Here is a 26,252-nt window from a genome sequence, read left to right on the forward strand (position 1 = left end):
AGGCTTGATTAAGGAAAACGTCATATATCTGCGGCATAGATGTCACAAATGACGGTATGATCTTTGCAAGATAGCGCTGATAATATGCGCGAACGGAATGGACTTATGAGTAAAACGACAGGTAACGACAGCAAAAACACACTTTACTGCTCATTTTGCGGTAAAAGTCAGCATGAAGTGCGCAAGCTGATTGCGGGTCCAACAGTGTTCATTTGCGACGAATGTGTCGAACTTTGCATGGATATTATCAAGGAAGAGGGCAAGGGCTCTGTTTCCAAAGCACAGGAAGGCGTGCCAACGCCGCAAGAAATCTGTGAAACGCTGGATGATTATGTTATTGGACAGTATCACGCTAAACGCGTCCTCTCGGTTGCCGTTCACAATCATTATAAACGCCTCAATCACGCAACATCTAACCCTGATGTTGAATTGGCCAAATCAAATATACTTCTCGTAGGTCCGACGGGTTGCGGTAAAACGCTTCTCGCGCAAACATTAGCCCGTATTCTTGACGTGCCTTTCACTATGGCTGATGCCACGACGCTCACAGAAGCAGGTTACGTCGGTGAAGATGTTGAAAATATCATTCTAAAGCTGCTGCAATCCGCTGAATATAATGTTGAACGTGCGCAGCGCGGGATTGTCTATATCGATGAGGTCGATAAAATTAGCCGCAAGTCTGATAACCCGTCCATCACGCGCGATGTGTCAGGTGAGGGCGTACAGCAAGCGCTTTTGAAAATTATGGAAGGCACAGTCGCATCAGTTCCTCCGCAAGGCGGTCGTAAGCACCCTCAGCAAGAGTTTTTGCAAGTCGATACAACAAATATTCTCTTCGTCGTTGGCGGAGCCTTTGCAGGACTTGATAAAGTCATTTCAAATCGCGGTGAGGGTGCATCTATTGGGTTTGGCGGTAAGGTCAAAGAACTTGATGAGCGCCGTGTCGGTGATATTCTTCAGGGCGTAGAGCCAGAAGACCTAACCCGCTTTGGCCTTATCCCTGAATTTGTAGGCCGTTTGCCGGTCATTGCGACTCTAACAGACCTTGATGCGGATGCCCTCGTGACGATTTTGACAGAGCCAAAAAATGCACTCGTGAAGCAATATCAGACATTATTTGAAATGGAGAGCGTGCGTCTCTCATTCTCTGATGATGCTTTGAAGGCCATTGCTAAGCGCGCACTTGACCGCAAGACAGGGGCTCGGGGTTTGCGCTCTATCATGGAAGGTATATTGCTCGATAGCATGTATGATCTGCCAACATATGAGGGCGTGGAAGAGGTCGTAATTAACGGCGAAGTCGTGACGGGCGAAGCTAAGCCTCTGCTAATTTACTCTGATAAAAAACAAACAAAAGAAAAGGCCTCTTAAAGGTCTGTTTTATTCAGTCAGACAGCTGGTTTTTCGGGTGTGAAGGCTTGAAACCACTGCCTTTGCATCCCACCTTTGTAAGACTTGATACGTATATAACGTGTCTTCCAAATTGAGATGTATTATGTCTGACACAGCTTTATTCCCCGTCTTGCCGCTTCGCGATATTGTCGTTTTCCCACATATGGTCGTGCCGTTATTTGTAGGCCGCGAAAAATCCATCAAAGCACTCGAAGATGTCATGAGTAATGACAAACGTATTTTGCTTCTGACGCAAAAAGATGCAGAGTCGGATGAGCCGGGCCAAGACGATATTTTCCACCGCGGTAGCGTTGCTAAAATATTACAGCTGTTAAAACTGCCTGACGGGACTGTTCGGGTTCTCGTTGAGGGTGAAGACCGGGCCGTGGTTGAGGCGTTTACAGACCGTAGCGACTTTATGGAAGCTTATGCTGAACTTACCCCGTCATCTTACAAAGATGCGTCCAAGGCCAAGAAGTTAGCGCAAGATGTTTCGACGCAATTTGAAACTTACGGAAAGCTCAACAAGAAGATTGCCGAAGAGGTTGTTGCCTCTGTTACAGAAACAAAAGATCCTTCAAAACTATCAGATATTATTGCAGTTCACCTGAATGCTAATATTGCTGAAAAGCAAGCCCTTCTAGCCGAAGCAGAAGTCTCGGCGCGGCTAAATAAAATACTAGATCTTATCAGCGGCGAGGCGAGCGTGCTGAAAGTCGAAAAGAAAATCCGCGGCCGCGTCAAGCGTCAAATGGAAAAAACGCAGCGTGAATATTATCTCAACGAGCAAATGAAAGCCATTCAGACCGAGCTTGGCGGACCTGACGGTAATGATGAATTTACTGAAATTCAAACACGTATTGATGAAACAAAGCTCACAAAGGAGGCCAAAGAAAAGGTCGAGAAGGAGATGAAAAAACTTCGCCAAATGAGCCCAATGTCTGCCGAAGCCAATGTCTCGCGCAATTATCTGGATTGGATGCTCTCTGTGCCCTGGGGCAAAAAGAAGCGTGTTCAGCGTGACCTCAAAAAAGCGCAAGAGATATTGGACGCAGATCATTATGGTCTTGATAAAGTCAAAGAACGCATCATTGAGCACCTAGCTGTTCAAACGCGTACCAAGAAAGTCAAAGGCCCAATCCTGTGTCTCGTAGGCCCTCCGGGGGTAGGTAAAACCTCATTAGGCAAGTCTGTTGCGCGCGCGACGGGGCGTGAATTTGTACGCGTCTCATTAGGCGGCGTGCGGGACGAGTCTGAAATTCGCGGTCACCGAAGAACCTATATTGGATCTATGCCGGGCCGTATCATACAATCCATGAAAAAAGCGAAATATAACAATCCGTTATTCCTGTTTGACGAGATCGACAAAATGGGGTCAGACCATCGCGGCGACCCGTCTTCGGCCTTGCTCGAAGTGCTCGACCCTGAACAAAATGATACATTCAATGATCATTACCTCGACGTGGATTATGACCTTTCGGACGTCATGTTTATTACCACGGCCAATTCACTAAACATGCAACAGCCTTTGCTCGACCGTATGGAGATTATCCGTATTCCGGGTTACACTGAAGATGAAAAAGTTGAGATTGCTAAGCGTCACCTCGTGCCGGATCAAGTGAAAGAGCACGGCCTTACAAAGGGTGAGTTCTCCGTAAAAGACGAAGCCCTGCGCGATATTATTCGCTATTACACACGCGAGGCAGGTGTGCGGAGCCTTAAGCGTGAAATCGCATCTATGGCTCGTAAAGCGCTGACTAAAATTGTCTCCAAAGAGACTAAAAAAGTCATTGTGACATCGAAAAATATCGAAGACTTCCTAGGCGTGAAAAAATTTCGCTTTGGTATGATCGACACAGAGGACCAAGTCGGTGTTGTTACAGGCTTGGCATGGACATCGGTCGGTGGAGACACGCTGACCATCGAAGCGGCCTCTATGTCTGGTAAGGGCAAGATGACGGTGACGGGTAACCTCAAAGACGTTATGAAGGAATCAATCTCAGCGGCAAATTCTTACGTTCAAGCCAAAGCGCCGGAGCTAGGCATAAGTCCGCGTCAATTCCGCAGTACCGACATTCATATCCATGTGCCAGAGGGCGCAACGCCTAAAGACGGGCCTAGCGCAGGCGTGGCGATGATAACCGCTATGACCTCTGTTCTGACCGGCATTCCCGTCAGCAAAGATGTGGCCATGACAGGCGAAATCACCCTGCGTGGACGCGTCCTACCAATTGGCGGCTTAAAAGAAAAACTTTTGGCCGCGTTAAGGGCAGGCGTTACGACAGTCCTCATTCCGCAAGATAATGAAAAAGACTTGGCAGATATCCCGGAAAACGTGAAGGGCGCGCTGAAAATCATCCCTGTTAGCACGGTGGATGAAGTCTTAAAGCACGCCCTTACGCGTAAACCTAAAAAGATAAAATGGACGTCCAGTGATGAGGCCGCTCTTGCGGGGATCATGGTAGGACAAGATACGCCGCTAGGCGGCGGCGCTGCAGCGCATTAATCCCTAAATTATACTCAAAATAATTATGCGCCAAGGTGTTGACCTTGGCGCTTTTTCTGCGCATTAAGCGCGCTCCTAATGTGGGCGGTTAGCTCAGCTGGTAGAGCATCTCGTTTACACCGAGAGGGTCAGCGGTTCGAACCCGTTACCGCCCACCATTATACAGGAAATTAGTTTCAATATCTCTGTATTTCCGATTGACGGAGAGGGGTGTTGTGGCTAAACCCCGCTCACATCTTAGCGGGTGTAGCTCAGTTGGTTAGAGCGCCGGCCTGTCACGCCGGAGGCCGCGGGTTCGAGTCCCGTCACTCGCGCCATTTCTTTTGAAATGGCCTTTTCCCCTACTAATTATAAATCCATAAATATGTCGCCCTCTTGTCTACCTATGACGTTTGCGATGCCCTTTGCTCAAAGAGACTTTTCTCCAAAATTAAACTCACAAGAACATTTACAGCTATATTGACAAATACAACTAGTAATAGTTTTATTTGTCAATATATACATCTTTAGATGGCGCAATAAATCAATTTCACTTATGAGATGGGCTGCGTCCATAGCCGCTTTACCCAAACGGCTGCCATAAGGCCTCGCCCATCAAGCCCGAGCTCTGCGGAGCTCTTATGACAGATGCCAAGGAGGATAATATGTCAGTTAAACTTAAAGCCACAGCCAAAGCGCAAACCCAAAACGCGCCTATCGACACGAAAGCTGTATCCAGAGCGAGCTTGGGGCTTGTAACCCTAGAGCCACGCATTCTGTTGGATGCGGCGGGATTTATCACAGGTGCCGACATCGCAATGGAGAATGCAATCGCTCAAGACGTGCAAGCAGGTGTTGACGCTATATTTGGCGAGAGTAGCTCAGGTGATGTTAATCCAACGGGCGCACCTTTAGACGGGCCTTGGCTCGATGAAATTACAGCAGATAATGCTGATACATCAAATAACGGCGATCCAACCGGCGCCCCATTGGATGGCCCGTGGCTTGATCAACTGTCAGCAGATGATAATGGCGGGGAGGGCGAAGATCCAACCTCAGCTCCACTAGACGGTCCATGGCTGGACGAAGTTTCAGTTGATGATACTGATTCATCTGATGACGATCCTACGAGTGCTCCGCTTGACGGACCGTGGCTCGATGAAGTCACCTTAGAGGGTGAGGAAAATTCAGGTGATGGCGATCCTACGGGTGCGCCTCTGGATGGACCGTGGCTCTAAGCTGTTCTATTTAAAGACTTATGCCCCGGCCAAGGCCGGGGTTTTTGTATTTTGGGGACGCCCGATTACTTTTGCGCAAGACGAATGGTGAGTGAGGCTTTATTCGTCTCGGCGGGTTCATAATTCGGACGTAACTCTAGGGCCGCAGCACAAGCTTGTCTGGCTTCATCCAGCATATCCAGTTTTGCATAGGCGGCACAAAGATTGGAATGTGCTATAGCTGCACGCCTGGGCGATAAAGACGTGTTCAGCGCAGCCCGTGTCATCCGTACCGTTTTTTCGTAATTGCCCTGCTTATAAGCTTTAACGCCTATCTTGATGCGGCCATCAGTTGTTGATTTGACAACAAAGCTGTCCGTAACCTTATCCGCAGCCATGGCACTGGCCGCCGGTAATGTTGCGGTGAGGGCAAGCGCCGTAAGAGACGCAATCGCTGCTTTTTTCAAAAGAGTATAAGTCATATCGTTTCCTTTCGTTTGACGGTTTCCGTGTATTTTAGTTTAAAAAAGAATGAAATTGACAATATTTGTATAAATGCTATTCACATCCGTATGAGTAACTGGTCAGACTACCCAATTTTATTAGCTGTTGCGGAAACCGGGAGCCTAACGGCTGCGGGCCGAAAGCTTTCAATGAGCCAGCCTACGGTTGGGCGCCGTATTCGCGCATTGGAAGATCATTTTGGCACGCCGCTTCTGAAGAAAGAAAATGGGGAACTCGTACCAACCTCATTTGGTCATTCCATGCTTGATCATATCCGGCGCATGCAGGACGAGGCATCGGCAATTGACCGTTCCTCTGCAACGCTTGAAGACTCTCTTGCGGGTGTTGTCCGGCTCTCGGCAACAGAGGGTATTGGAACGGCATGGCTGCCGGCTGTTTTGCAAACATTTCGGGCCAGTCACCCTGACATCCTTATCGATATGGGCGTCGGCTTTAAGAATTATAATCTCGCGCAACGCGAAGCCGATATCGCCGTGAGGTGGATGGGGCCGGGGGATCAAAACAGTTTAATTGGCCGTAAGGTTGCGACGGCTACCTTTGGACTATTTGCGTCTGAGACTTACCTTCAACAAAAAGGCGCTCCTCAGTCATTAGATGACTTAAAGAATCATGATGGGGTGATGGCGACAATCATGGATGATAAGCAGCTTTGGATTATGGATAATAATCATCAGCCGCATTACCTCCCGGGACGTGTGACGTTCAGAACAAATTCGATTTGGGCTTTCGATGAAGCGATTGCCAATGGTTACGGGATTGGCGCATTACCTGTTTTTGGCGGCTGTGCGCCTGGCCGCGACGGTAACATCCGCCGCGTTTTGCCCAATGTTTCTCAGCAAGAAGATATCTTTCTTGTCGCCCATGAGGATCTGCGTCGATCAGCCCGTATTCGCGCTGTGTTTGATTTTTTAGTAGAAGCTTTTGCCCAGGACGCAGCCTATTTTCTCAATGGCGGAACATCAGTTTTTGATAATGTTGCGTCAGGTCTGTCTTGCGGCGGGGTTAATGCTGACAACCCGGACCATGTACATGCCCCGGGGCCCCGCAGCCTTGATGTGGCGGAGTAAAATCTTTTCCTAGAATTTCTGCGATGTCTTCCGGTGTGAAAACCAAACCCGCAGGGCCGGGATTTAGTATCGCATGATGCCCCATTAGTGAGGGGAAAAAGCTGCCTCCATTCGCGCGAGCGAAACGTGTTCCGGACGGGGCGAAGGCATTCATACGCTCTTCTGAAGAAAAGATAACAACATGTGGTGTGTTATTGACCACCACGGCTTGCAGAGAAATTCCGCTTTTATCGGCTTGCTTTTTTTCATTTTCTTCGACGGGCAGATAAAAATCGCTAGCGAGCATAGCAACACTAAAGGCTTTGCGCGCTATGGGATCCCCCGCAAGTTGCTCAGGCGTTGTATGGGCAAGCATGTCCTCAAAGTCAGACATTACTTCTGCTGTCCCTTTGGCAGAACAGACAAACCTTTTTCAGACATGTCCAAGATAAGTTTCGTCAGTGTTTCAGCATCCTGTTTACCCTCATAGACATCACCATTGATATAAAAGGCCGGGACGCCTTGGAGCTCTGCGCTATTGGCCCGCTCATTGCTGAGATGAATATGGGCTAATTTCTCTTTATTTGCGAGACAAGCGTTAATGTCCTCCTCGGACTTCAGTCCCGCTAGCTTGCCAATTTTATCATACTCAGCGCGGGCTTCGCCTTTTTCAGCGGCTTCAAATATCATCTTCTGATTTTCCATTTGATATTCAATGAGCTTGAAATAATCGTCAGACGGTGCGCATTCTGCCATCATAAATCCAACCATGGCGAGCTGCGCCGGAGCAGTGGGCAAAGGACGGAAGACAAACCGCATTTTGCCAGGCTCGATAAGCTCTTTCTTTATTGAAGGCCACTCATTGGTAAACCAGTCAGAGCAGTGCGGACAAGTTACTGACGCCCAAACAATCATCGTTATCGGCGCAGTGTCAGAGCCTACCACATGATCTTCGGGGGCCTCAGACAAGGCAAACGGGACATCCTTGGCCGGCATTTTTGTCTGCTGAGAATGCTCATGCTCACTATGGGCATCCGCTTTGGGCATGGGCGTTGTTTGTGCAAAAGCCGTGCTTGCAAAAAGTGATAAAGCCAAGAGGCCGGCAGTAAATTTAATCATCCGTAAGGACTCCTCTTCCGAGTTTTTCCAAGGCCTGTTTTAGACTGTTATTCTCTATTTTTGAAAGGCCCTCTTGCAGTTGAGCCTCTTCTCGCGGCGAAAGGCCACGCTTGGGTATAGTGGTTTTACTTTCGGTGCTCATTTTGGTTTGAGTCACGCGAATGCGGGCAATATATCCCTCGCCCAAATGATTGTTCAGGCGTTCAATTATAGGACCGCTGGCTGACATAATAAGGGTGGCCGCTGCGCCCGGCGCGGCAATTATAAGGGTTCTGCCGTCTCTGCCGCCTGAAAACTTTACAGGCTTGGAAATTTTTGACCAGCGCGCACCGACGATATCGGGCCAATGTTTCGAAAGCATCGCTGCTGATGCGCCGCCTCCGCCAAATTTCTTTGAAAGCGGTTTGAGAACTTTATTGACAGCTGTTCCAGCTTTAGGCGCAGGACGATATTGCGGTTTTCCGCGTTTTTGCTCAAGCCAATGATTGAGCGTCTGCTTATCTTTACGAGAAAGTGACACGCCTACCATTTGGCCTATTGCGCCTTGCGCGTAAAGCGGTCACATCGGTTTTACGGATGAAAAAACAGACAGACATAGTGCATTTGCAAGAGCAGCTTCTCGCATGGTATGACCGGCAGGGGCGGATTTTACCATGGCGTATAAGGCCGGAGGACCGTGATGCGGGGCAGGCGGCTGATCCTTATGCGGTTTGGTTGTCTGAAATTATGCTTCAGCAGACAACAGTGCCGCATGCCACGCCTTATTGGCAAAAATTCCTTGTCGAGTTTCCAACGGTAATTGATTTGGCAAATGCAGATCGCGATCGTATCCTGACGTTATGGGCGGGACTTGGATATTATGCGCGAGCGAGAAACCTTCATAAATGTGCGGGCGTCATTCGAGATGAGTATGACGGCATATTTCCCCGAACAGAGGCAGAGCTTCTTAAGCTTCCCGGTATTGGCCCCTACACAGCCGCTACGATTGCCGCCATTTGTTTTGATGAAGCGACGAATATCGTTGATGGAAATGTGGAACGGGTGGTCAGCCGTATTTTTAAAATTGAAGCGCCGTTACCCAAAGCCAGATCAGAATATCGCCGATTGGCGGGCACGCTTGCGCCGCAGAAACGCCCCGGTGATTATGGTCAGGCGATTATGGATTTGGGCGCTACGATTTGTACGCCGCGCTCGCCAAAATGCGCGGACTGTCCTTGGCAGGGCCATTGTGAGGCCCTTAAACAAAGCCGTCCTACCGATTATCCCAAGAAGGTAAAAAAAGCGAAGCTGCCTGTTCGTCATGGGGCTGCATTTGTATTACGCCATGATGAATGTGTATTGCTGCGCCGCCGCCCTGATAAAGGTTTGCTCGGAGGCATGATGGGATTTCCGGGAACGGATTGGGGCGATATACCAACCGAGCCGTTAAAGTCGGCGCCTATTAACAGAAATTGGGAAAAATGTGAGACTGTTGTAAAACATGTTTTCACGCATTTTGAGCTTCGCTTGGACGTTTACCGCGCTGAGGCCATGGATAAATCTGTGAACGGGGTTTGGGCGCCTCTGAAAGATATTAAAGATTTTGCGCTGCCAACGGTCATGAAAAAAATATTGTCAGTCTCAAACGCATAAAGACGCGGCCTAGCACCGTGTAGGCAACCTAGCCGCGTCCATCATTTGTGCTTGCGCACCAATATATTAAAACTGTCTATTTGTTGTAGACGCTTTCTTTCTTAAAGTGTTTCGCAAGTAGGTAATAAACCACTGCGCGATATTTCGCTTTTGTTGACCGGTCATATTGATCCATGACGGCATCGATGGCTTCGTCAAGAGCAGGGCCATCGCTCAGGCCAAGTTTCTTGATAAGGAAGTTGTTCTTGACTGTTTCCAACTCGCTTTTGTCAGACGCCGATACTGTTGACGCGTCGCGATTATAAATGGATGGTCCGCAACCAATTGTTACTTTGCGCAGAAAGTCCATGTCTGCTGAGACATTGCATTTTTCTTTCAAATCAGCAGCATATTTTTCGATTAGGTCGTCACGTTTACTCATAGGATTATCCCCCGTTAGCTGTTTAAGTCACATGCGGGGGACGCCCCTCGCAATGTAATAATGCTTAAAATAGGGAAGTTAAACAAGAGCTGAACGAAAAATTTACCCTGATACGGCCATTCCGGCACGAATTTCAGTGCGAATTGCATCGATCGGTGTGAGGCCTTTATCCGTTTTAAAGTGCCAGAATGTCCAACCATTACAGCTCGGCGCACCTTGAACATGAGCCCCGACCTTGTGAATAGAGCCTTTGAAATCCGCAGTCGCCAAGCTTCCATCCGGCCTGATACGGGCTGCAATTTTACCATTTGGGGAGAAGAGTTTCGTTCCGGATTTTAAGAAGTTACGCTCGACCAAGGTTCCAAAAGGCACTTTGGGTTCTGCACGTTTGGATTTGGTGACGGCGACATTTTCCAAAGACCCTTCATTGATTTTCTCAATACGGCGGCGCGCATGGATTATATATTCTTCCTCCATTTCAAAGCCGATAAACTTGCGGCCAAGCTTCTTTGCGACAGCGCCGGTTGTGCCTGTGCCAAAGAATGGGTCCACAATAATGTCGCCGGGATTTGACGTAGATAAGATAACGCGGTGGAGTAGGCTTTCAGGTTTTTGTGTTGGATGTGCTTTTTTACCGTCTGACTTTTTAAGGCGCTCCATTCCAGTGCAAATTGGCAGAGTCCAGTCTGAGCGCATTTGCACGCCGTCATTCATCATTTTCATGGCGTCATAATGAAATGTCGGTTTTGCGTCTTCGGTTTTGGTCGCCCAGATAAGCGTTTCGTGAGCATTGGTAAAACGCGTACCACGGAAATTGGGCATCGGATTTGTTTTGCGCCAGATAATATCGTTTTGAATCCAAAATTGTTGGTCTTGCAATATAGCGCCAACGCGGAAAATATTGTGATAACTGCCAATAACCCACATAGAGCCATTAGGTTTTAGGATGCGCCGCGCAGCTTGTAGCCAGTCATGGGTGAACAGATCATAGGCATCCATCGTATCAAATTGATCCCACTCTTCCGTCACGCCGTTTACAACCGAATTGTCAGGCCGCGATAAATTTCCGCCAAGCTGTAGATTATAGGGTGGGTCAGCGAATACCAGATCGACGCTATTTGCGGGCAGGGCATTCATATTTGCGATGCAATCGCCTTGAATGATTTGATTTAAAGGCAGTTGGCTCACGTTTTATCCTTCATGCGGCAGGCCCCTGACTGAGCCCGCTTATTATCGTTAAAGGAATCTTTGCCGCTGTTTTGGCTAACATAAGGTTAAGACACTGAAAAACTTATCTTTTTAACCTTTTGTTAGGAGGGGTTAATATTCACAGTCTGTTTGCAAAGCCGCAGATAGCTTAAAGGGCCTATAGGCACTATTTAAGGTTAAGTGCATATGAGCGCTTCCAAGCTTGAGAGCTTATCAGCCTCTGCAGCGGGTTTGTCCCACCTTATCCTGTGAATGCGCGGAAAGCGCAGTGCATAGCCTGATTTATGACGTTTGCTCTCTTGGGCAGAGTCAAAGGCAACCTCAAAGACAAGACCCTTTTCGACTTCTTGCACAGGACCAAAGCGCTGAAGTTTGTGATTACGCACCCATTTGTCGATCTCTTTAAGCTCTTCGTCTGTGAAACCGAAATAGGCTTTCCCGATCGGGAGTAATTCACCGTCTTCATTCCAAAGTCCAAAGGTGTAATCCGAATAATAGGATGAGCGTTTTCCTGTGCCTCTCCGCGCATACATCAACACTGCATCCAAAAGAAACGGATCGCGTTTCCATTTATACCATGCATGTTTAGGGCGTCCGGATACATATATGCTTGAGACATCTTTAATCATCAGGCCTTCAATCAAGCCGCCTGTTTGGGCCGCTTGCTCTCGCAGATAATGCAAATCCTCAATCGACTCAAATGGGAGTATTTCAGAGATGTCTATCCGTGATTGCGGAGTCTCTGACAGCGCTTCGCCCAGTCTTTCCCGCCGTACTAAAAGAGTTTCTTGGCGCAGACTATCATTCTCCAGTTCCAAGATATCATAAGCGATAATGTGAGCGGGTAGTTTTTCTATCAACGCTTTGGTCGGTTTCTTTTTATTCAAGCGCTGTTGCAAATCATTAAATGACCCCAATTCGCCGCCCGTCTTCACGAGCAGCTCCCCGTCAATGACACCCTGCAAGGTCACGGAGCCAGCAAGGTCGGGAAAACTATGCGTGATGTCTTCGCCTTTGCGGGAGAATATTTTCGTCTCTGCGCCGTTACTCGAAAGCTGCACACGAATGCCGTCCCACTTCCATTCGGCAATATGGGTCTCAGGCGAGATGCGCGGCAGATCTTTGTCCTCATCAATCGGGTGGGCCAGCATGACAGGTGAGAATGTCAATTTATCGCTTAAGTCAGGCAAGTCGGCTCTACCGTCTATCCAAGCAAATAAATCCAGATAGGGCGGGATAAGGCCGTGCCAAATCGACTCAATCACGTCAATTTCAACCGCTTTCATCTTTGCGAGGGTCAATTTCACAGATCGCGCGGACATACCGATTCGCAAGCCGCGCGTGCCTAATTTCAAGAGCGCCCATCTTTGAGAGGGGGTCATATTGTCGAGAAGAAGGACAAGATAATCGCGAATGCCGGCCTTATTGCGGGATTGAAACTCGGCAATCACCTCGTGTAGCTCAGGCAAACGGTTTAGGCGCACAGGTTCAGGGGATTGCGGCCAAGCGAGGGCGATTGTCTCGCTCATCTCGCCGACATAGTCTTTGGACATATCAAACAAAAATGGATCCATTCTCTCCATCATCAGAGATTTAATGACATTGCGCTTGAACAGATCAAATGAAAGCGTTCCGGCAATGGCCGCAATCGTCCACCCGCGATCCGGATCAGAAACCTGCCGCAGATAGTTGGTGAGAATTATCTCTTTCGCCAAATTTGAATTGGTAAAATAGAGATCATCCAAGAGTTGCGCGAATTCATCCATTATTCGACGCTCTCATCACGGCCAATCATGTTGAGCGCTTTCGCATTTATACCGCGTTTTTTAAGCGCGTATTGCAGAGCTTCAACGCGGCCATGGGTAATCCAAATATCTTTGGCCCCAGTCTCTTCGCAAGTGCGGATCAAGTCCCCCCAATCGGCATGATCGGACACGACCAATGCCATCTCGGCTCGCTTTTGTCGTGCTCGCGCCCGAATTTGCATCCACCCACTTGCCACAGTTGGCAGGGGGTCTTCAAAACGCCGTGACCAGCGGTCATTAATCTGTGCGGGCGGACAAAGAACTATCTTGCCTTGGAAAACGTGTTTATCCGCGCGGGGAATATCGCTGACCATGATCCATTCACCAAAATCCTGGCCATAACTTTCATATAGCTGCGTAAGCTTCTTAAGGGCGCCATGCAAATAAAAGGGCTCTTCATAACCCGCCAGACGCAATGTTTTCATGACGCGCTGGCATTTACCTAACGCATAAACGCCTACAATATGCGTGCGGTGGGGAAGGGTCTTCAAAGACCGTAAAAGCTTTTCAACCTCAATCTCCAAAGGCGGATGTTGAAATACGGGCAGGGCGAATGTCGCCTCCGTTATAAAGACATCGCAAGGCACGACTTCAAAAGAGACGCAGCTCGGATCGGGATGGCGTTTGTAATCCCCTGCGGCAACAACACGGCTGCCGTCATATTCCAGAACTGCTTGAGCAGAACCCAGTATGTGCCCCGCGCTGGCAAACCACAAAGTCACGCCATTACCTAAATCAACGCGTTGTCCATAAGGCAGACCCGTTTCGGCCGTTTCATCTTTGAGGTAATAGCGTGTTCGCATAATCGCGAGTGTTTCAGGCGTCGCGAAGACTTCGCCGTGACCCGAACGCGCATGATCCGCGTGACCATGTGTGATGATAGCCCGATCAACGGGGTGGTGCGGGTCGATGTAAATATCTGCCGGTGCGCAATAGAGCCCTTCGGGCCTTACTTGCATCCATTTTTCTGGTGAGGCGTTCGAGATGTAGGACTCCCAAGTCTGCTTGCGAAAGGCTATCGTAATAAAGTTATGCTTGATACGGTATCACATAAGAAAAGTTTGGACGTCGCAGAAGTTCCAAAACTCTTTGAGACGTGGTTTACGGCTCAAGGCTGGAGTGTCCGCGATTATCAGCGCCAAATGGTTCAGGCTTTCACGCGCAGTGAAGACACGCTTTTAATTGCGCCGACAGGCGGCGGGAAAACGCTTGCAGGATTTTTGCCAAGCCTGATCGAACTCTCGCGAAAGGAAGCGTCACTAAAGCCAAAACTACACACGCTTTATATCTCTCCGCTTCGTGCCCTAACAAATGACATAGAGCGAAATCTCAATCGCCCCATTGCTGAACTTAGCTTACCCATAAGGGTTGGGGTTCGTACCGGAGATACAAAAAGTTATCAGCGCGCCAAGCAGCGCAAAACACCTCCTGATATATTGCTGACGACTCCTGAAAGCTTGATGTTATTATTGTCCTATCCAGATGCAGAGACATATTTTTCATCTTTGCAGACCGTTATTATCGATGAGCTTCATAGTTTCTCCTCCAATAAGCGCGGAGATTTTACATCTCTGGCTTTATCACGGCTGAAAACGCTTGCGCCGGACCATATCCGTTTCGGCTTGTCAGCGACAATCGCTGATGAAACCTCTGCTGCAAAGTGGTTAGGGCCAAGCGGATCACCCGCAAACATTATTTCCGTGAGCGGAGACACACCGCCAGAGCTAACAATTATGGAAGGTAAAACCCGATATCCTTTGGGTGGACATAACCCCCGCTTTGCTGTGCGGGATATTTATAGCGTCATTAAAAAAGCCAAGAGCGCTATCATTTTCGTAAACACTCGTGCTCAAACGGAACTCCTCTTTCAGCAGCTCTGGCAGGTCAATGATGATAACCTGCCCATAGGGCTGTATCACGGCTCACTGTCCCGAGAGCGGCGGCAAAAAACGGAAGACTTGATTGCGACGGGGAAGTTGAGAGCGGTTGTCTCTACATCGGCACTCGAAATGGGCATTGATTGGGGTGACATAGATTTGATTTTACAAGTTGGCGCGCCTAAAGGCGTCAGTCGTTTGCTACAGCGCATTGGGCGGTCCAATCACCGCATGGATGAACCCTCAGAAGCGGTGCTTGTGCCTTGTAACCCTTTGGAGGCTGTAGAGTGTGCAGTCGCCATAAAGGCCATTCAAAACGGCAAGCGCGACGGTGAAGATTACACATCCGGCGCGATGGATGTGGCTGTGCAATATATCGTCAATCGCGCCTGCGCCGGAAAATTTAAGAAACGCGAATTATTAGCCGAAATTCGGCAAGCTTGGCCTTATCGCAATACCACCAAGGCTGATTTTGATTTACTTGTAAACTTCGCCCGTGACGGCGGCTATGCTTTGCAAAGTTATGATCGATTTGCACGGCTAAATGCAACGTCCAGAGGATACCAAATATCATCTCCGCAGCAAGCGCGGCGACATCGTATGAATATCGGCACCATTGTTGAATATGCAAAATTAAAAGTACGCCGCTTTCCTAATATGAAATCTAAAAGAGGCCGAAATATCGGAGAGATCGAAGAGCGTTTTGTGATGGGTCTTGCCCCGGGTGACAGCTTTGTTTTTGGCGGTGAAGTCCTTCGCTATCACGGCGTGCGGGATATGGCACTTGAAGTCAGCCCTATGCCCAAGACATCGCCGCCCAAAGTTCCGGCCTATGCCGGCGGTATGATGCCGCTTTCGACTTTTTTGGCAGAGGGCGTGCGACGCACACTGTCCGATCCATTACAATGGATGGCACTGCCGCTGCAAATAAGAGCGTGGCTGGAGCTGCAATCAGAGTTTTCAAAATTGCCCAGTGCACAAGGGGTTCTGGTCGAAGGGTTTTTCGACAAGGGAGCCCATGTCATTGTCATTCACAGTTTCGAAGGGCGTAAAGTCAATATGGCTTTGGGACTGCTGATGTCGCGCCGTATGGAAAAAAGGGGTCTTAAACCACTAACATATTCTATCACGGATTACGCACTGACTATCACATCTATGGAGCCTGTGAATGATGTTGAGAGCTTGATGTCAGAGGATATATTACAGGAAGATTATCAAAAATGGGTAAGTGAAGCGCCTATGGTAAAGCGCGGCTTTCGTAAAATTGCGACGATTGCAGGTCTTACCGAACAACGTCTGCCCGGGGCAAAGCGTACAATGAAGCAAGTCAGTTTCAGCACTGATCTGATCTATGATGTTCTGCAAAAATATGATCCAGACCATATCTTATTGCGGATTGCCAAAGAAGAAGCGGAAAGGGACTTACTTGATATGGATCGGCTTAGAAATTGGCTTCATGATGTCCAAGGCCAGATTGATTACGTAACATTGCCCCATGCCTCTCCTTTATCTATTCCCTCAATGATGCAGCTTGGCAAAGAAACGCTTATTGGGGATGCCAAGATTGCGATTTTAGAGCAAGCCAGTCATGAGGACATGGCCGATATGCGGCTGGACACAGTAAAGGCTTTTGTGGATGCCAAAAACACAAAAATATGAAACACATAGTCTAAAGACCTGCGCGGGAGAGCTGGTTCTGGACTCACGTAAAGTCGCTTTTATTCCCGAGAGCAAGACTCTTCTCGTCGCGGATATGCATTTTGAAAAGGGCAGCTATTTACGTGAAGTTGGGCGCTCCGTATTGCCGTCATTTGATACGCATGACACGCTCGAACGGCTTAGCGAAATTGCATCTGATTATGGGCCTAAATCGATTATCGCTTTGGGGGATAGTTTTCATGATGTGGCGGCGGATGAAAGATTGTCTCCTGACGCCGCAACGCGTCTCAACCAACTTGTAACACCTGACCGTGATTTAATTTGGATATTAGGCAATCATGACCCGGATATTCCGAAGACGCTTTACGGCCAAAGAGAAGATCACATTCAAACAGGCGATTTCCTTCTCACCCACCATCCTTATGCGGTTGAGCAGGGCGTAAATATTTGCGGTCATTATCACCCCAAAGCTAAAATAAAAGCTAAGCTTGGCTCTGTCTCATCGCCATGTTTCGCAATTAGTGAGAGCTGCATCATTTTGCCGTCTTTCGGCACATATACAGGCGGGCTTTATGTGTCCGACCCAGCATTCAAGGCCGCCATGCCGGACATGGCAGCAGTCGCAATGACCTATCAGAACAGAATTTTTATGATCAAAAGCGCTTAAGCCATAATTGATGCGGCGACGTCGGTGAAAACCTCTCCCACTTTTTCGAATTTATTTGCAAGGGGGGAAGAGCGCCGCCAGATGAGGCTGATCTGTCGTTGGGCGCTAGGATGATCAATAGGGCGGACGATAAGCTGCGGGTCTCGCTTGGCTTCCGAGATCGCATAAAGGCTTGGCAGTACAGCGACGCTTCCCCCCATTGCGGCCATTTGCCGAATAGTGTCCAGGCTTGTGCCTTCATATTCGCCGCTGGTCGTTGCCCCAGCGAGACCGGCAAGATTTTGAACGACCGTCGTAAATTTATGGCCATGTCCAAGGGTAAGGAATTCACGTCCTTTAAGATCTGTAATTGACACTGATTTGCGGCTCTCGGCGAGCGGGTCATCCGGCGCGACACATATATATATGTTCTCTTTGACTAACGGCAAAGTTTTGGTGTCCAGATGGTCTTCGGGTGTTGAAATAATGACATCAAATTCACCCGATGCGAGATGATCCTGCAGATCAACTGTGCGTTCTTCTCTGACAAATAGCCGAAGATCTGGATAGGCTTTATGTAGTTTTCGCGTCGCTTGCGGCAGAAGGTAAGGGCCAACAGTTGGCAAAACGCCTAATTTTACGCGGCCCGCTAGAGTGCCTTCAGCCTCGCGGCCCAAAACTTTCATCTCTTCAACTTGGCGCAGGACAATGCGTGCTCGTTTGACCATTTCCTCCCCAATAGGCGTAAGCAGAGCGCCGTGGCGACCGCGTTCTAATAGGGAAGCGCCGATATGCAGTTCCATGTCTTTGACTTGCGCCGACAAGCTGGGTTGGCTGACAAATGTGCGTTTGGCGGCTTCTCCAAAAGTCCCCGTATCTGCAATGGCGACTAAATATTCCATCTGTCGGAGAGTGGGCTTCATAATCTTTTCCATAGTTTAAAGCTGTATAAAGTATAGTATATTTATATTTTAACTATGGCAAGCCATTAGCTACTTAGTGTTTGTAACCAGCAATAAGGAGTTTGAAATGTTACGGACTAATCAAATGAAGTCGTCATCGCAATCTTTGTCTAAGATGTTCGCGAAGCTATTCCCTAGCATGGAAACATCGGCTCTTATTCCGGTAACATATGAGGCTGATCCAAGCCGTGACCGTTTGGAATATGCTAGGTTTAACCGCCAGTCTCCGCGTCGCCGCAGATATCGCCGGTCTGGCGCAGCTAGGCCGCCGGCTGACGTCAAAAGCTCGTGGTTCTAGCAAAGTCATAGACCCACAACATTTTGTCTGGCGTACCCCTCGCAACGCCAGACAAGAACTCAACCCGAAACAAACACAGGAGACTCATCGTGACGACATTAAAATCCAAAATAGGAAAAATGAAAGCTGAGCTCACGCTGATAGGCCTAATGTTATTTTTCGGAATGGCGGCCTAATAGCCTAGCCGCTTTACATTCACATAATTATAGTCTTTCGCCGACCTGCTGCTAAGCGGGCCGGCTCATTTATATTGGAAAAAAGATGCCCCGTATTGTTAATAAAATTCAGGACTTTCTAAAATACGAAACCTCAGCGGGTTTTGTCTTGATGTTTGTAGCCGTACTGGCTCTCGTGGCTAATAACTCGCCGTTAAGCGGATTTTATTCGGGCTTTTTATCAACCCCTGTTGAAGTGCAATTCGGCACGTTCGAGATCGCCAAGCCCCTGCTTCTCTGGATCAATGACGGTTTGATGGCGATTTTCTTCTTCCTAGTGGGATTGGAAATTAAACGGGAAGTGCTGGAGGGTGAGCTTTCTAGTTTTGATAAAGCCGCTTTGCCGATTTTTGCAGCGATTGGCGGTGTGGTTGTTCCCGCGCTTTTCTATGTTTACTTCAATATAAGCGATCCTGTCGCCGTGCAGGGTTGGGCTATCCCCGCCGCTACGGATATTGCTTTTGCTTTGGGTATTTTAGCGCTGGTCGGATCGCGCGTGCCGGTGTCTTTGAAAATACTATTATTGGCCGTCGCGATTATCGATGACCTTGTCGCCATTATAATCATCGCGCTGTTTTATACGCAAAACCTCTCTTTGACAGCACTCGCTTGGGCGGCGCTAGGCATATTAGGCTTAATTGCGCTGAACCGCAGCAAGACCATGCGGATTATGCCTTATGCGCTAATCGGTGTCTTCGTCTGGGCTTGTGTTCTGAAGTCAGGTGTTCACGCGACACTTGCCGGCGTTATAACCGCTTTGGCGATACCGCTCAAAGCGAATGATTCCACTAAGACGTCTCCGCTGCACCATGCTGAGCATTCCCTTCACATCTGGGTGGCATTCCTGATCTTGCCGCTCTTTGCCTTTGCCAATGCGGGTGTATCGCTCAAAGGCATTACATTTAGCGATGTGCTCGCGCCCATACCGCTAGGCATTGCTTTGGGCCTCTTCCTGGGTAAGCAAATCGGCGTCTTTTCTTTCTCTTGGATAGCCGTGAAGCTAGGCCTTGCGAAGCTACCAAGCGGGGCGAATTGGTGCCAAGTTTACGGCATTGCCTGTCTCACTGGTGTCGGCTTTACGATGAGTCTCTTTATCGGAACCCTCGCCTTTGAGGGGGATGAGACGTTAAATTCTGTGCGCCTAGGTGTGCTAATGGGCTCTATCGCCTCAGGTGTATTAGGATTTACATTATTACGCTTTTTCTGCAATAAATCCGAAGAATCAACACGAGCTGTAAAAGCTTAAATATCTGCGTGAAGGTGTTCCCGCGTCTTACTTTATAAGGACGCGGGGGTATCGTTCCGCACGGTATTATTTTGAGGACTTATCATGGCAGAAACAAAATCGTTAAAGAAAAATCTGACCCTGTTCGATGTATACGCCATGTCAACGGGCGCTATGTTCAGCTCAGGTCTGTTTTTACTGCCGGGCATTGCCGCATCGTACACAGGTAATTCTGTTTGGTTGGCCTATTTATTGGCCGGGTTTTTAATTCTGCCGGCCATGTATTGCATGGCGGAGTTATCCACGGCGATGCCAAAAGCGGGCGGGACATACTACTTCTTAGACCGGGCCATGGGTCCGCTTATGGGAACAATTGGCGGGCTAGGGTCATGGATCGCCGTTGTCTTTAAAAGCGCCTTTGCTCTGGTCGGCATGGGCGCTTATCTGGGTCTATACCTCGATCTTCCTTTTACAGTCACCGCGATATTACTAACCATCGCCTTCGGTCTTATCAATATCTTTGGCGCCAAAGAAACGACGCTTTTACAGCGCATTCTTGTGACGACTCTCGTTGTGATATTGATCGCATTTGTCATTTTGGGACTAAAAGAAACGGGCATCGTTAATGCTTTTAAGGCCGATGCTGATTATGGGACCTTCTTCAAGTCAGGACTCGTTGGCTTTGTTTCGACGATCGGATTAGTCTTCGTCTCTTATGCTGGCCTGACTAAAGTTGCGAGCGTGGCTGAAGAAGTAGAAAATCCTGACCGCAATATCCCCTTAGGCATGACCCTCTCGCTTATTACAGCTACCGTTATTTATACTTTGGGAACTATGGTTTTGATTACCATTTTAGAGCCTCAAACTCTATATGGGAGCTTAACGCCTATTGCCGATGCCGGGCGAGAATTTCTGGGGTGGGCACCCTTTGACTTAGGCGTGATACTCATTGTTGTGGCCGCTATCGCCGCATTTGCCTCGACAGGTAATGCCGGTATCATGTCAGCCTCGCGATATCCTTACGCCATGGCGAAAGATAAGCTTGTGCCCGAAAAGCTCAGCCAAATCGGCAAATATGGTACGCCCACAATTTCAATTATCGTGACAGTGTTCGCGATGATAGCGGTATTGGTTTTGTTTGATGTCGCCTCCGTCGCGAAGCTCGCAAGTGCGTTTCAGCTTCTGCTCTTTGGTCTGGTCTGTGTCGCGGTTATCGTTATGCGCGAATCCCGCATTCCAACCTATAAACCCGGCTACAGAGCGCCGTTTTATCCTTGGCTCCAAATCATAGGCATATTGGTATCTTTCTGGCTGATTATCGAAATGGGTATCCTCGCGATAGCCTTTACCGGCATGGTCACGATTGCCTGTGTGCTGTGGTATTACTTCTATGCCTCAGACAGAACAGAGCGCCGCGGCGCGATCTTCCATATCCACGAACGCCTGGGGCAGCAGCGCTATGAGGGGTTGGAGCGTGAACTCATGACCATCATTCATGACAGGACCCAAGCTGAAAACCTCTCTTATGAAGCCCTGATTGCGCGTTCCGTGATGATGGATTTCCGTTATGGTATTTACGATAATTCACACATTGCAGAGATACTTGCCGAGCAAGCCACTGAAAAGTTTGATATCGCGCCTGATGTTATCATGGAGATGATGCAGAATAAGGCCTTCACCATGCACCCCATCAGTGAAGGTGTTCATATAGCCTATCAGACACATGAGGATGTCATAGAGCCGGAGCTGTTTGTCTTGCGCTTTGGGCCGCAATCAAAACTTAATATTGAAACGGCAAGCGAAGCGCACACACTTATGTTTCTCATAACGCCTAAAAAGCCGGTTGGTCTTGATTTACGCCTTGCGGGTCACTTGGCCGAGGTTGTCCAAAGTGATCATTTTGAAATTCGCTGGATGTCTTCTCAGACTGAGAGGGATATGAATGAAGTGCTGATGCGTGATGATCACTTCCTGCATGGGCCTGTCGGCAATTTCCCGGCGCTGCTCAAGCAAGCGGGACAGAAAATTTCAGACATTTCGCTTCCGGCCTCTTGCTTGATCGCTATCATTGAACGCGGAGGAGACATTATCGTGGCAACCGCAGCTGAGACTCTTCTGGAGACGGATGAAGTGGCGATTATTGGTGAGCCTGAAGATTTGGAAAATCTACGCTTGGACCCGTCCGGCTAAGGGCAGCACTTACTTTAGGGGCTACTTATGTCTGCAGACCTTATTCTTTCGACGATTTTGTCGCCCATCGTACTATTCTTTGTTCTAGGTTTGGGGGCCGCGCTATTGCGGTCTCAAATGTCCGTACCCGAAGCTTTCGCTAAGGGCCTCGCCATTTATCTTATGATGGCTATCGGCCTGAAGGGAGGGGTCGAAATGTCCAAGACAGCTCTCACGCCAGAAATTTTACTAATTGCTTTAGCGGCATTGCTTTTGTCATTTTTAGGTCCATTTCTGGCTTACAGTCTATTGCGTATGACAAGTAAAATGAGCCGCATAGACGCTGCTGCGACGGCGGGTCATTATGGATCAATTTCTATTGTGACCTTTGTGGCAGCAACCCAAGCGCTGGAATTGGCCGGGGTTGTGACATCGGGTTATATGGTTGCAATGGCCGCTTTAATGGAGGTTCCTGCGATCATGTCGGCTCTATGGTTGGCGAGCCGTGGGCTTCAAAAAAGCGGCGAGGTCGCAGGCTCCGAAAAAGGGGAGCTATTTCGCGAGGTGTTCTTAAATGCCTCAGTTGTCGTGCTGGTCGGGGCATTGGCCATTGGCTGGATTACGGGCGAGCGAGGCATGGAAAAAATCTCGCCTTTCTTTGTCATCCCATTCCAAGGGGTGCTCTGTCTCTTCCTTTTGGATATGGGACTGAATGCGGGGCGCGGCCTTCGCCAAGGGTGGCGTCAGCTTGATCTCGGGGCGCTGAGTTTTGGCGTGATAATGCCGCTCATGAGCGCCGTTATCACAACCGTAATATGTTGGGGTATGGGATTATCTGTGGGCGATGCCGCGCTCTTAATTACCTTGGCGGCATCAGCCTCATATATCGCGGTTCCTGCGGCGATGCGCTTAGCATTGCCTAAAGCGCAACCGTCTATATATTTAACCTTATCATTAGGCGTGACATTCCCGTTTAACCTGACTTTGGGGATTCCGCTTTATATCATGCTCGCCCAGTGGGTAGGGGGTTAAAACGTCATGCATCAGAAAAAACGATTAGAAATAATCATTGAAAAGCCCGCCCTCAAGCGAGCATGCCGTGTTTTGGAAGAGGCGGGAGTAAAGGGATACACTGTTTTTCCGGCTATGGCAGGGTTCGGTAACTCTATGCGGTGGCAGCGCGGTACAGACTTATCGGCGAGCCGAGATATGGTCATGATCATTTCCATACTTGATGCGGCAGTGGTTACAAAGGCAACTGAAGATTTAGAGAACCTCATGGGCGCTCATATAGCAGTGCTAAGCCTTTCAGACGTTCAAGTTCTAAGAGCTGAAAAGTTTTAACGTGTAAGGGAGTTTTTGGAGGCACCACCCGGAATTGAGCCGGGGTACGCGGATTTACAATCCCCCGCCGCGCGACGACATGACGTAGCGGATTGCAAGTGAGTTAGCCTATTGTAATTTGTGAAATTATTGGAGGCACCACTCGGAATCAAACCGGGGTATGCGGATTTACAATCCCCCGCCGCGTGACGACATGACGTAGCGGATTGCAAGTGAGTTAGCCTATTGTAATTTGTGAAATTATTGGAGGCACCACCCGGAATCGAACCGGGGTACACGGATTTGCAATCCGCTGCGTCACCACTCCGCCATGGTGCCTCATAAATCGCGGTCTATAGCCAGACTATGGTCAATATGCAACGCGAAAATGCGCGTGAAGGTGACTTACGAAATTGTATGGAGTTTATGCGGCAATAGGGCATTGCGCGGCATGGGGGCGCTGGTTTATAGCAAAGTTATATTTCATAATCCGAGTCCCCTATGTTTGATTTTTCTTCGGCCCGCGACCATATGGTTGAAAGCCAAATCCGCACTAGCGATGTTACTGATCTAGAGCTTCTCGGCGCATTTCGCCGTGTCTCACGCGAAAAGTTCATTCCCAAGTCCCAGCAAGCTTTGGCATATGGGGATGCACATATAGACCTAGGCGACGGACGCACAATGATCCGGCCCCGAGATTTTGCGAAAATGATACAAGCGGCAGAGATTATGCCTACGGACGTTGTCTTGGATATCGCCTGCGGAAGAGGCTACTCTACTGCGATATTGTCTTATCTGTGCGAGACCGTCGTGGGGCTTGAAGAAAATGATGAGGCGGTGGAGCGGGCGACAAACCTTCTGATCGACGCTGACATCACCAATGCGGCCGTGGTCAAAGGTGATTTAAAGTCTGGTGCATCTGAGCATGGCCCCTTTAACGTAATATTTGTGAACGGGGCTATCTGCGATATTCCCAAAACATGGCTGGATCAGCTCGCAAATAATGGGCGTTTAGTTTGCTTGGTTCAAAATGGGCCCATCGGACGGGTTTGTGTCTATACCAAAGCTGGCAATACTGTGGGTGAACGTATCATTTTTGATGCTTCTGCGCCTGTTTTGACTGGATTTGCGGCTGAACCGGAATTTGTATTTTAGGGCTCTATTAACCCTAAAACTTGTAGAACTATTTAATAGGGCGCGCATTTACAGGGTGCGAGGACATTGAAAGATACTTCATAGGACACCGCATGAGCCTTTTTAAGACAACGATTTCAAGCCTTGCCGTCTTTGCGATTCTGGGATCCTCAGATTTGGTTTGGGCCGAGACTTTTCAAGAAGCCTTGATTTCTGTTTATAACGGGAATCCGCGTTTGCAAGCCGAGCGTTCCCGCGTGCGTGAAGTCGATGAAAATTATATTCAAGCGAGGGCGCAAGGCCGCCTTACGGCGAATGTATCGGGAAGCTACGGATATATAAATTCTCGGAGCAGAGGAGCGTCATTTATACCGGGTGTTCCTGCTGAGAGTAATTATGCTGAAGGCTACCCAGGATCCGCACAGTTACAGGTCATTCAACCTCTCTATCAAGGCGGACGTGTTAAAGCACTGAAAAAACAAGCCAAATCTGCCATCCTTGCCGCAAGAGAAGGGCTCAGAAATGCTGAGCAAAGCATATTTCTCTCAGCGGCCAATGCTTATATTGACGTCATTCGCGATGAGGAAACAGCCCGCATTCGCCGCAATAATGTGATGGTGCTCTCGCGCCAACAATTAGCGGCCAAAGACCGTTTCGATGTCGGGGAGGGCACCCGAACCGATATTGCGCAAGCCCAAAGCCGTCAGGCCGCAGCAGAATCGGGACTGGCCCAAGCCGAAGCCCAACTGCAATCAAGCCGGGCGTCTTATACCCGGATTGTCGGGCATCCACCTGTTGACCTTCAACGCGTTCCTCAATTTGAACTTCCCGCCTCGCTGCAAGCGGCGATTGCTCTGGCGCGCGATAATAATCCACAACTTTTATCTGCATATTTTAACGAAGAAGCGGCAGGCGCGGCGATCGATGTTGCGAAATCAGCGTCCCGCCCCGTTGTTTCTCTGAACGGCACAGCCAGTGCGTCTCGTGATCAGGTCTTGGGGTTCAATGAAGCCGACCAAGCTGCGCTCACTGCTCAGATCACGGTTCCGATTTTCTCTGGCGGGCTCAACAAATCGCGCCTAAGACAAGCGAAACACGCGAAAACGCGATTGGCTTTCGAAGTCCGAGATACGGAATTAGCCGTTGATCAAACTGTCGCGCAGATTTGGGCGCAATTGGATGCTGCGCGCCTATCGCTGCGCGCTAGCCGCCAACAAGTTACAGCGGCTGAAGTGGCGTTTGAAGGCGTCGATTTGGAACAAAAGGTCGGCACACGCACGACTTTGGATGTTTTGGACGCGGAACAGGAAGTGCTTAATGCTAAGCTTTCTGTAGTGGAGGCGGAAAGAAACCTGAATTCAGCGACATTTCAATTGCTCACAACCTTAGGTGTATTTGATACGGTTGGCATAAGATTACCTGTCGAAACATATGATCCGGCCCAGAATTTTGACGCCATGCGTTATCAAGGCATGAGCGCGATTATTGACAGATATGTTCCTGAATTCGTGCAGGATGTAGCCGACGAAATTGCGGACATTCCAGGGGATTTAGAGGAAGCAGCCGTTAATTTGGTCAAGCCAACAGGTATTGCCGGAGCCGCCGAAACCATAGGTGATGCGGCTATTGGCCTTCCGCAGGATGCCGCTTATGGCGTCAAAACAGGTATTGACCGACTTACGGGTGACGACCCTGATTATGATCCTCAGGACGCCATTCCGGCGCGGCCAGTCATCATTGAAGACCAGAGAATGCCCCCTGAACCGAGTGTTGTCGAAGATTTAGATCCCGGCATTGTAAGTGATAAAGAGCGTCCTGACCTGATTTCTCCCAAGAATTGAGTCGGTTCGCATCTAGACAAGCGTGACGTGTTGTCTTAACTCTATGTTAATG

The 26,252-nt window shown here is 48.9% G+C and carries 23 protein-coding genes and 3 tRNA genes; 16 read left to right on the top strand and 10 right to left on the bottom strand.

What is annotated here, in order from left to right:
• Positions 1-105: 105 nt before the first annotated feature.
• The 5 genes from clpX (at position 106) to F569_RS0108730 (ending at position 5,115) form a co-directional block, all read left to right on the top strand.
• Positions 106-1,371, top strand: a complete 1,266-nt coding sequence (gene clpX, locus F569_RS0108710) for an ATP-dependent Clp protease ATP-binding subunit ClpX (RefSeq protein WP_026941884.1) — start codon at positions 106-108, stop codon at positions 1,369-1,371.
• Between the two features lie 124 nt (positions 1,372-1,495).
• Positions 1,496-3,898 carry an endopeptidase La gene (gene lon, locus F569_RS0108715; protein ID WP_051279617.1) on the top strand — a complete coding sequence of 801 codons (2,403 nt, stop codon included), beginning with the start codon at positions 1,496-1,498 and terminating at the stop codon, positions 3,896-3,898.
• 82 nt (positions 3,899-3,980) lie between these two features.
• A tRNA-Val gene (locus tag F569_RS0108720) sits at positions 3,981-4,056 on the top strand.
• Positions 4,057-4,138: 82 nt separating this feature from the next.
• Positions 4,139-4,215: transfer RNA gene (locus F569_RS0108725), tRNA-Asp, on the top strand.
• Positions 4,216-4,542: 327 nt separating this feature from the next.
• Positions 4,543-5,115: a hypothetical protein gene (locus F569_RS0108730; protein WP_154813692.1), complete on the top strand. Its 573-nt coding sequence runs from the start codon at positions 4,543-4,545 to the stop codon at positions 5,113-5,115.
• Positions 5,116-5,180: 65 nt separating this feature from the next.
• Here the strand turns inward: F569_RS0108730 and F569_RS0108735 are convergent, their stop codons facing one another.
• A complete protein-coding gene (locus tag F569_RS0108735) occupies positions 5,181-5,576 on the bottom strand; it encodes a tetratricopeptide repeat protein (protein WP_026941887.1) in 396 nt (131 codons plus the stop codon).
• Between the two features lie 90 nt (positions 5,577-5,666).
• Between F569_RS0108735 and F569_RS0108740 the strand changes: the two genes are divergently transcribed.
• Positions 5,667-6,686, top strand: coding sequence for a LysR family transcriptional regulator (locus F569_RS0108740; protein ID WP_154813693.1), 1,020 nt, complete (start codon positions 5,667-5,669; stop codon positions 6,684-6,686).
• Here F569_RS0108740 and F569_RS0108745 read toward each other — a convergent pair.
• Genes F569_RS0108745 through F569_RS0108755 form a run of 3 tightly spaced genes read right to left on the bottom strand, consistent with a single transcriptional unit; the run spans position 6,622 to position 8,313 of the window.
• Positions 6,622-7,059 (bottom strand): SseB family protein, encoded by a 438-nt coding sequence (locus tag F569_RS0108745; RefSeq protein WP_026941889.1) that lies wholly within the window; start codon positions 7,057-7,059, stop codon positions 6,622-6,624. The genes F569_RS0108740 and F569_RS0108745 overlap by 65 nt on opposite strands.
• On the bottom strand, positions 7,059-7,784 hold the full coding sequence (locus F569_RS0108750) for a thioredoxin domain-containing protein (RefSeq protein WP_026941890.1): 726 nt from the start codon (positions 7,782-7,784) through the stop codon (positions 7,059-7,061). The genes F569_RS0108745 and F569_RS0108750 overlap by 1 nt, the downstream gene beginning before the upstream one ends.
• On the bottom strand, positions 7,777-8,313 hold the full coding sequence (locus tag F569_RS0108755; protein ID WP_026941891.1) for a DUF721 domain-containing protein: 537 nt from the start codon (positions 8,311-8,313) through the stop codon (positions 7,777-7,779). The genes F569_RS0108750 and F569_RS0108755 overlap by 8 nt, the downstream gene beginning before the upstream one ends.
• A gap of 47 nt (positions 8,314-8,360) precedes the next feature.
• On the opposite strand from F569_RS0108755, the gene mutY reads away from it, so the two are divergent.
• Positions 8,361-9,416 carry an A/G-specific adenine glycosylase gene (mutY, locus tag F569_RS0108760; RefSeq protein WP_026941892.1) on the top strand — a complete coding sequence of 352 codons (1,056 nt, stop codon included), beginning with the start codon at positions 8,361-8,363 and terminating at the stop codon, positions 9,414-9,416.
• A gap of 76 nt (positions 9,417-9,492) precedes the next feature.
• On the opposite strand, the gene F569_RS0108765 is transcribed toward mutY, so the two are convergent.
• The 4 genes from F569_RS0108765 to F569_RS0108780 all read right to left on the bottom strand — a co-directional run bounded on the left by F569_RS0108765 (position 9,493) and on the right by F569_RS0108780 (position 13,810).
• Entirely contained in the window at positions 9,493-9,837 is a 345-nt protein-coding gene (locus F569_RS0108765; RefSeq protein WP_026941893.1) for a DUF2853 family protein, read from the bottom strand.
• A gap of 102 nt (positions 9,838-9,939) precedes the next feature.
• The gene (locus F569_RS0108770; RefSeq protein WP_051279772.1) at positions 9,940-10,974 is read right to left on the bottom strand and encodes a site-specific DNA-methyltransferase; all 1,035 of its coding nucleotides are present in this window, start codon (positions 10,972-10,974) and stop codon (positions 9,940-9,942) included.
• A gap of 248 nt (positions 10,975-11,222) precedes the next feature.
• Positions 11,223-12,812, bottom strand: coding sequence for a cisplatin damage response ATP-dependent DNA ligase (locus F569_RS0108775; RefSeq protein WP_026941895.1), 1,590 nt, complete (start codon positions 12,810-12,812; stop codon positions 11,223-11,225).
• The gene (locus F569_RS0108780; RefSeq protein ID WP_034388084.1) at positions 12,812-13,810 is read right to left on the bottom strand and encodes a ligase-associated DNA damage response exonuclease; all 999 of its coding nucleotides are present in this window, start codon (positions 13,808-13,810) and stop codon (positions 12,812-12,814) included. Before F569_RS0108780 ends, F569_RS0108775 begins: the two co-directional genes overlap by 1 nt.
• 72 nt (positions 13,811-13,882) lie before the next feature.
• Here F569_RS0108780 and F569_RS0108785 point away from each other — a divergent pair, with 72 nt between their 5' ends.
• Both F569_RS0108785 and pdeM read left to right on the top strand, forming a co-directional pair.
• Positions 13,883-16,387 carry a ligase-associated DNA damage response DEXH box helicase gene (locus F569_RS0108785; RefSeq protein WP_051279619.1) on the top strand — a complete coding sequence of 835 codons (2,505 nt, stop codon included), beginning with the start codon at positions 13,883-13,885 and terminating at the stop codon, positions 16,385-16,387.
• Entirely contained in the window at positions 16,365-17,054 is a 690-nt protein-coding gene (gene pdeM, locus F569_RS17275) for a ligase-associated DNA damage response endonuclease PdeM (protein WP_051279621.1), read from the top strand. The genes F569_RS0108785 and pdeM overlap by 23 nt, the downstream gene beginning before the upstream one ends.
• Here pdeM and F569_RS17280 read toward each other — a convergent pair.
• A complete protein-coding gene (locus F569_RS17280) occupies positions 17,051-17,956 on the bottom strand; it encodes a hydrogen peroxide-inducible genes activator (RefSeq protein ID WP_162143761.1) in 906 nt (301 codons plus the stop codon). The two genes, pdeM and F569_RS17280, sit on opposite strands and share 4 nt — an antisense overlap.
• 106 nt (positions 17,957-18,062) lie before the next feature.
• On the opposite strand from F569_RS17280, the gene F569_RS19555 reads away from it, so the two are divergent.
• The 5 genes from F569_RS19555 to F569_RS0108820 all read left to right on the top strand — a co-directional run bounded on the left by F569_RS19555 (position 18,063) and on the right by F569_RS0108820 (position 23,246).
• A complete protein-coding gene (locus F569_RS19555) occupies positions 18,063-18,293 on the top strand; it encodes a hypothetical protein (RefSeq protein ID WP_154813694.1) in 231 nt (76 codons plus the stop codon).
• Between the two features lie 270 nt (positions 18,294-18,563).
• The gene (nhaA, locus tag F569_RS0108805; RefSeq protein ID WP_407637009.1) at positions 18,564-19,754 is read left to right on the top strand and encodes a Na+/H+ antiporter NhaA; all 1,191 of its coding nucleotides are present in this window, start codon (positions 18,564-18,566) and stop codon (positions 19,752-19,754) included.
• Positions 19,755-19,838: 84 nt separating this feature from the next.
• The gene (locus F569_RS0108810) at positions 19,839-21,923 is read left to right on the top strand and encodes an amino acid permease (RefSeq protein ID WP_026941900.1); all 2,085 of its coding nucleotides are present in this window, start codon (positions 19,839-19,841) and stop codon (positions 21,921-21,923) included.
• Positions 21,924-21,950: 27 nt separating this feature from the next.
• Entirely contained in the window at positions 21,951-22,934 is a 984-nt protein-coding gene (locus F569_RS0108815; protein ID WP_026941901.1) for a sodium-dependent bicarbonate transport family permease, read from the top strand.
• Positions 22,935-22,940: 6 nt separating this feature from the next.
• Positions 22,941-23,246 carry a DUF190 domain-containing protein gene (locus F569_RS0108820; RefSeq protein WP_026941902.1) on the top strand — a complete coding sequence of 102 codons (306 nt, stop codon included), beginning with the start codon at positions 22,941-22,943 and terminating at the stop codon, positions 23,244-23,246.
• Positions 23,247-23,490: 244 nt separating this feature from the next.
• Here the strand turns inward: F569_RS0108820 and F569_RS0108825 are convergent.
• A tRNA-Cys gene (locus F569_RS0108825) sits at positions 23,491-23,564 on the bottom strand.
• A gap of 162 nt (positions 23,565-23,726) precedes the next feature.
• Here F569_RS0108825 and F569_RS0108830 point away from each other — a divergent pair.
• Both F569_RS0108830 and F569_RS17285 read left to right on the top strand, forming a co-directional pair.
• The gene (locus F569_RS0108830) at positions 23,727-24,380 is read left to right on the top strand and encodes a protein-L-isoaspartate O-methyltransferase family protein (RefSeq protein WP_026941903.1); all 654 of its coding nucleotides are present in this window, start codon (positions 23,727-23,729) and stop codon (positions 24,378-24,380) included.
• Between the two features lie 92 nt (positions 24,381-24,472).
• Positions 24,473-26,200: a TolC family outer membrane protein gene (locus F569_RS17285; RefSeq protein WP_051279627.1), complete on the top strand. Its 1,728-nt coding sequence runs from the start codon at positions 24,473-24,475 to the stop codon at positions 26,198-26,200.
• Positions 26,201-26,252: the final 52 nt, after the last annotated feature.

The sequence above is a fragment of the Hellea balneolensis DSM 19091 genome (assembly GCF_000428525.1).
In the GTDB taxonomy this organism is placed as follows: Bacteria; Pseudomonadota; Alphaproteobacteria; order Caulobacterales; family Maricaulaceae; genus Hellea; species Hellea balneolensis.

Bases quoted from the DNA above. Each gene is read 5' to 3' on its own strand.
- F569_RS0108745 (WP_026941889.1), bottom strand. From the start codon at position 7,059: ATGTCTGACTTTGAGGACATGCTTGCCCATACAACGCCTGAGCAACTT.
- F569_RS17280 (WP_162143761.1), bottom strand. From the start codon at position 17,956: ATGAAGCCCACTCTCCGACAGATGGAATATTTAGTCGCCATTGCAGAT.
- F569_RS0108830 (WP_026941903.1), top strand. From the start codon at position 23,727: ATGTTTGATTTTTCTTCGGCCCGCGACCATATGGTTGAAAGCCAAATC.
- F569_RS0108815 (WP_026941901.1), top strand. From the start codon at position 21,951: ATGTCTGCAGACCTTATTCTTTCGACGATTTTGTCGCCCATCGTACTA.
- lon (WP_051279617.1), top strand. From the start codon at position 1,496: ATGTCTGACACAGCTTTATTCCCCGTCTTGCCGCTTCGCGATATTGTC.
- F569_RS0108775 (WP_026941895.1), bottom strand. From the start codon at position 12,812: ATGGATGAATTCGCGCAACTCTTGGATGATCTCTATTTTACCAATTCA.
- F569_RS19555 (WP_154813694.1), top strand. From the start codon at position 18,063: ATGTTACGGACTAATCAAATGAAGTCGTCATCGCAATCTTTGTCTAAG.
- F569_RS0108820 (WP_026941902.1), top strand. From the start codon at position 22,941: ATGCATCAGAAAAAACGATTAGAAATAATCATTGAAAAGCCCGCCCTC.
- F569_RS0108735 (WP_026941887.1), bottom strand. From the start codon at position 5,576: ATGACTTATACTCTTTTGAAAAAAGCAGCGATTGCGTCTCTTACGGCG.
- F569_RS17285 (WP_051279627.1), top strand. From the start codon at position 24,473: ATGAGCCTTTTTAAGACAACGATTTCAAGCCTTGCCGTCTTTGCGATT.
- pdeM (WP_051279621.1), top strand. From the start codon at position 16,365: ATGCCAAAAACACAAAAATATGAAACACATAGTCTAAAGACCTGCGCG.
- F569_RS0108770 (WP_051279772.1), bottom strand. From the start codon at position 10,974: ATGAATGCCCTGCCCGCAAATAGCGTCGATCTGGTATTCGCTGACCCA.
- F569_RS0108785 (WP_051279619.1), top strand. From the start codon at position 13,883: ATGCTTGATACGGTATCACATAAGAAAAGTTTGGACGTCGCAGAAGTT.
- F569_RS0108750 (WP_026941890.1), bottom strand. From the start codon at position 7,784: ATGATTAAATTTACTGCCGGCCTCTTGGCTTTATCACTTTTTGCAAGC.
- F569_RS0108765 (WP_026941893.1), bottom strand. From the start codon at position 9,837: ATGAGTAAACGTGACGACCTAATCGAAAAATATGCTGCTGATTTGAAA.
- F569_RS0108755 (WP_026941891.1), bottom strand. From the start codon at position 8,313: ATGGTAGGCGTGTCACTTTCTCGTAAAGATAAGCAGACGCTCAATCAT.
- mutY (WP_026941892.1), top strand. From the start codon at position 8,361: ATGAAAAAACAGACAGACATAGTGCATTTGCAAGAGCAGCTTCTCGCA.
- F569_RS0108780 (WP_034388084.1), bottom strand. From the start codon at position 13,810: ATGCAAGTAAGGCCCGAAGGGCTCTATTGCGCACCGGCAGATATTTAC.
- F569_RS0108810 (WP_026941900.1), top strand. From the start codon at position 19,839: ATGGCAGAAACAAAATCGTTAAAGAAAAATCTGACCCTGTTCGATGTA.
- F569_RS0108740 (WP_154813693.1), top strand. From the start codon at position 5,667: ATGAGTAACTGGTCAGACTACCCAATTTTATTAGCTGTTGCGGAAACC.
- clpX (WP_026941884.1), top strand. From the start codon at position 106: ATGAGTAAAACGACAGGTAACGACAGCAAAAACACACTTTACTGCTCA.
- F569_RS0108730 (WP_154813692.1), top strand. From the start codon at position 4,543: ATGTCAGTTAAACTTAAAGCCACAGCCAAAGCGCAAACCCAAAACGCG.